General features: G+C 45.3%; 3 protein-coding genes. All 3 read right to left on the bottom strand.

The window, feature by feature from the left end:
- A partial coding sequence (locus VF500_RS01090) for a sugar-binding domain-containing protein (RefSeq protein ID WP_330857903.1) occupies positions 1-2225 on the bottom strand: 2225 nt, incomplete at its 3' end.
- Between the two features lie 19 nt (positions 2226-2244).
- Positions 2245-3780 (bottom strand): glycoside hydrolase, encoded by a 1536-nt coding sequence (locus tag VF500_RS01085; protein WP_330857902.1) that lies wholly within the window; start codon positions 3778-3780, stop codon positions 2245-2247.
- 54 nt (positions 3781-3834) lie between these two features.
- A complete protein-coding gene (locus VF500_RS01080; protein ID WP_330857901.1) occupies positions 3835-5337 on the bottom strand; it encodes an RICIN domain-containing protein in 1503 nt (500 codons plus the stop codon).
- Between the last annotated feature and the right edge of the window lie 121 nt (positions 5338-5458).

Genomic DNA, 5458 nt, shown 5'->3' with positions numbered 1-5458 from the left:
ATCTCATCCGTAGCATTAAAAACAGGATTACCGTCCTTATCGGTAATGTAAATTTCACTTTGGCTCAAGCCTTTTTTGCCGCTGCTAAATGATGTATTGTCTGCTACAGTTTTAAGCTGATAGACATCGCCGGCGGTTTTGATACTGTTGGTGCAAACCTCAATGCCGTTGTTGTAACCTTTAACAACAAGCTCGCCGGGCTCGTAGTCAACCTGCCATGATGGTACTTGTCCTTTTGCAGTGCTGTGTGATTGTTTACCGAGTGATTTGCCGTTCAGGAACAGTTCTGTTTCCTGGCAATTGGTAAAGCAGTCAACCTTTATTTTGCTGCCCGGCTGCCAGTTCCAAACAGGCTCGGCAGTGCGATGGCTCCAGATGCCCTTGTCTTCGGTACTTGTGATGGCACGCGCGCCTATGTAAACCATTGGCTTAGCCGACCAAAGGCTTTGTCTGTAAAAGTATTCGGGCTTTTTAAAACCGGCCAGATCGATAAGCCCGGCACCATTACTGCGCTGCGGCCATTTACCGGCCTCGCCCAAATAGTCAATACCTGTCCATAAATATTGAGCCGAGATGTATTCGTTGCTGTCAACCGCGTTCCAGGCCTGTTGCGCCATACCGTTCTCACTACCGTAAATGATCCGGTTAGGATATTTTTTATGATCTTCAGGGTAACGGTATTCCTGATAATTATAGCCTACAACATCCAGCACATCCGGGTAACCCACCTCGTTCGACATTACCACACCGGCTAAGGCGGCAGTTACCGGGCGGGTTGTATCAACGGATTTTACAGCTTTAACCAGTTGTTTGGCTATAGGTGTTAAGCCACTGGCTGAAGGATGATCAGGCAAATAACCTTTGCCATAGATCTGCGGGTTGCGACCGGTGTTCAATACTTCATGCGTATAAGGGTCATTCGGATAATCGATCTCGTTACCGATACTCCACATAATGATTGAGGGATGGTTACGTGCACGTAATACCATATCAGCAACGTCACGATCTGCCCATTGCTTAAAATATTCATGGTAGCCATTTTTTGACGGCGTGCCTACATTCCAGCCGGCTACCCATTTATTTTTGCCTACCTCCCACTCGTCAAAGGCTTCGTCCATGACTAAAAAGCCCATCTTATCGCACAGGTCGTACAAATAATCGGCATGTGGGTTATGGCTTAACCTAAGCGAATTTACCCCGGCATCCTTCAGGATCTTCAATCTTCTTACCCAAACTTCTTCAGGAACGGCCACACCCAGCGCACCGGCATCGTCATGGATACATACACCTTTTAGCTTGGTGCTTTTATCATTCAAAAAGAAACCTTTATCCTTATCAAAACGGATACTCCTGATGCCTACAGCTTGTGTTACTTCGTCAAACGACTTACCATTACGGCTGAGTGATACCTGTAGCTTGTATAGATTGGACTTCTCGGTATCCCACAATTGCGGGGATGAGATCTGCTGCTCAAACTCGACTTCATGTGTACCCGGTTTTACTTTTACCTGTTTTTGAAATGAGGCCGCTGTTTTTGCTTTGCTATCAAGCAAGTTCACTTTTACCAATACGGCAGCATCCGCAGTCTTACTATTAGTAATGTTCACCTTAACTTTTACAGTAGCTTTATCTGCCGAAACATCAGGTGTGCTGAATGCCACATCCCATGGGGCAATATGTACCAGGTCTTTAACAATGAGGTATACATTCCGGTAAATTCCCGAACCTGTATACCAGCGTGAATCGGCAAATTCACTATGATCTACCTTTACAGCGATAGTGTTTTTACCATTTAAGTTTAAATACTTGCTCAGCTCATATTGGAACGGGATAAAACCATTCGGGCGCTTGCCTAATGAATGCCCGTTGATCCATACCTCGCTGTTTTTATATACTCCATCAAAATAAATATATACCTGCTTCCCTTTCCAGGCGGCATTACCATTGAATGTCTTTTTATACCACCCTATACCACCGGGTAAATAACCGGTAGCGCTTGCCCATTCATCACTGAAAGGCCCTTCAATGCTCCAGTCATGTGGAAGGTCGATAGTTTTCCATTGTTTTTCAGAAGCGATCCCGCTTATCCCCGTGCTGATGTCTCCTTTGTGAAAGCCCCAGCCCGAATTAAATAAAGCCGGTTTGCCGGAGACCTGTGCTTTGAGCAGGCCGGGCAACAACACCATGCTGAGTAAAAAAAGGAGCGAATAGTTTATATTTTTCATTTCGATAGAAAATAAGATGCTACTTAATGATTCCCGTAAGGGTGACGATAGAACGGGCCGGGATAACAGTTTTATCCCCGATTATTTTAACCGCCTTAAGCTCATCAGTCTCCGATGTCAGGTATGATGTTGTCAGCTGAACCTTAGCATTATTCAAATGAAGTGCCGCAGTTACATCATTAGTGCCCGAATTGATCACAATCACAGTTAAGCTTTTCCCACTTTTAAATGCTGAAACCAGCAAGGATTTGCCTTCGGCAGATGAGGCAACTTCAGCATCAACTCTTACTGCCCCGGGGTTAACAAACCTGCTGTAATTGCCCATTGCCCAAAGCATTTTGCTTGTATAAAAATTACCGTCTGTTTTATTTTTATCTATGTAGATAAGGCCATCCTTATAGTCATAGGCAGATATGGCCGTCCACCATTGCCAGGCCGACGCATTGGCCACCGTAAGATCGGTATGGATCACCGATGCCAGATAAAGTGCCGCGTTGATACCCAGATCACGCTTGTTGCCATCTATCTCACCCGCGTTATCACCCAAAATACAGTATTCCGATTGCCAGAAATCAAGTCCTTTAATAGTTGCTACACTATCGGCAAGCGCAGTACGGGCTTTTATTGCCGATGCCATTGGTGATGTGGTAAAATAGCTGTGTGCTGCAATGGTTTTGGCTACCGATGGCAGATCTCCTAAATAATTGACTGATCCAGGTTTAAAAAAATCGTTAATCTGATAGCCCTTACCCGCCTTATCGCCTTTGGTGAATAAATAATTAATGCTTCCGGCTTCACCAACCAAAACCTTTGAACCAATCTTATTATTTGCAAATTCTTTATTGATAGCTTTTATTACACCCGCTATCTCGGTATTATTATACGGGGCTCCCTCCTGCCCGCCGTCGCTCCAATCCCATTGTGGCTCGTTGATGGGGCTTACATAATCAAATTTCACTTTGCTTACCTGCTCAATGCCTTTTATCACTTTGGCCAAAAATGTTGCATAAGCATCATATTTATCAGGGGCGATATTTACTTTACCGCTATTGGCATAAGCTTTACCATTAATGGTAAACTGCACCGGCGGACTATTATTAAAACCTAAAAACTGCTTAACCCCACGTTGCTTAGCTGCCTTCAGAAACCACACCTGTCCGGCCTGGTTTTGCCAGTTATAACTACCATCATTATTTAAAAATGATTCAGCCCGACGCCACTCGTCTTTAATCCCACTCTCGTTCCCCTGCTGGGTGCTACCTGCACCAATATTAAACCGCCATAATGACAAACCTATTCCTTTCGGTGATCCATCGGTATTGTTATCCCGGCTAAAAAGCAAGTCGGCAATTTTATTGCGCTTATCATCGGGCCAGTTGCCTACAAACTGGCATGACCAGGCATCCGACGCACCAAAATTGCTGATGGTTTGGTACGTTTTGGCATAATTGATATCAATAGTAACTTCTTTGCTTTGGCTGTTTGCAAAAGGGATATTAAGCCCCAAAACAGTAGCAGCCAGCAGCATTTTTTTTATAGTAGTTTTTATTATCATCGTATTTAAATCAACAAATAAAACAGCACTGTTTAGTGCTGTTTTATTGCAATATTATTGTTGCACTATTTGCCATTGCTGGTTAGTAGCGCCGCTATAAGGCCACTGAATGATGCCTGCACCATTTGTGGTTGAAGCTCCGTTAACATCAAGCGCAAGGTTGCTGTTACGGTTAATTACTTTATAAATACCATCGCTGGTAGCAGTAAGCTGCCATTGCTGGTTGTTGCCTCCGTTCCACGGCCACTGTATAATGCCCGCTCCGTTAGCTGTCGAGCTCATGTTAACATCAAGAGCCTGCGTACTGTTGCGGTTAGTTACCTTATAGTAGCCTCCGCCGTTGGCAGCAATAACCCATTGCTGGTTATTACCTCCGTTTTGAGGCCACTGAATGATGCCTGCCCCGTTAACAGTTGAACCGCCGTTAACATCAAGCGCCTGGCCGCTGTTAACATTTAAAAACCGGTAGTAAGCACTGGTATAAAAGGTGTCGGTACCACCGGCACCTACGCCCCATGCATATTTGATCCGGCTTAAGCCCGATGCATTGGTGGTTGATACGGTAAGACTTGTACCTGTACCGCTTAGTTGTTGAATGGCGTAACTATCGCCTGTACGCACACCCGGCCAGTAAACCGCGCCCATGCCAAAAGCACGCGCCTGGTTGGTTAAACCCTGCAGGTAGGCTATTTCCTGATCGCCGCCGATGGCGCTGGTATAGTTTTTACCGCCGGTCATCGGGATACCAAACTCGGTAAGCACCGCACGACTGCTGTATGCACCGATATTACCTTTTAAGCGGTTTTCCCATTGCAGGGCAGTTGCAAGTGTGCCATTGCTGAAAAAGGTGTAATCATGAATAGATAAAAGACAGCCCGAAAAACGGCTGTCGGCCCCTACACCTGTAATATCCTGCGAATAGGAAGTACCGCTGATGAGGATCCTTCCCTGCGGAACAGAGGGATAGTTGCTTAACCACTGGGCACAGATGGTGGTCCAGTCGGTTAGCGAATAGCCGTGCGGCTCGTTAAATATTTCAAAGTACACATGTGCATTGCTGCCATATTTGGTAACAATAGTTTGCCACATCGACCAAAATTCGGTGGTGTTATCTATCTTCCCGTCTTCGGATGATTTGGCTTCCCAGTAACCCAGTATCACGTTCATCCCTTTGCTCAATGCTTTATCAATAACACCGGTGTATGAGTTCCACCAGGTTTGCGATACGGTGGAATAGTTTACAGGCAGCCTCACCGTATTTGCACCTGTATTGGTTTGGATGCCGGTTAATACGGCATCAGCTTTGGTTGACACCGTGGCATAACTATCTGCAGATGTTAAGCCGCTTAATACCAGGATCCCATCACTAAAGTTATCGCCATCGGCCGCCCAATTAACGCCTTTCAGCGCGCTTGCCGGTGTTGAATCTGTAGTGACTGTTTTTGCTCCTGTTGTTACTTCATCCGGAGTTGATGTTTTTTTTACTGAAACGATATCCTTCTTACACCCGGCCACCAAACAACACATCGCTAATAATGCAATACTTAGTTTCTTCATAATTTGCTATAGGTTAGAATTGGGTAAAAAAAAGGGGGAAGAAAGAAGCTCTTCCCCCGGAATATTGGTTGTTAGTAACCTGGGTTTTGTTGCAACTGACCACCTGATGCCTGGATTTCGG

The sequence above is a fragment of the Mucilaginibacter sp. genome, from assembly GCF_036383575.1.
Taxonomy (GTDB): domain Bacteria; phylum Bacteroidota; class Bacteroidia; order Sphingobacteriales; family Sphingobacteriaceae; genus Mucilaginibacter.
This window is presented reverse-complemented; position numbering and strand designations above follow the sequence as displayed.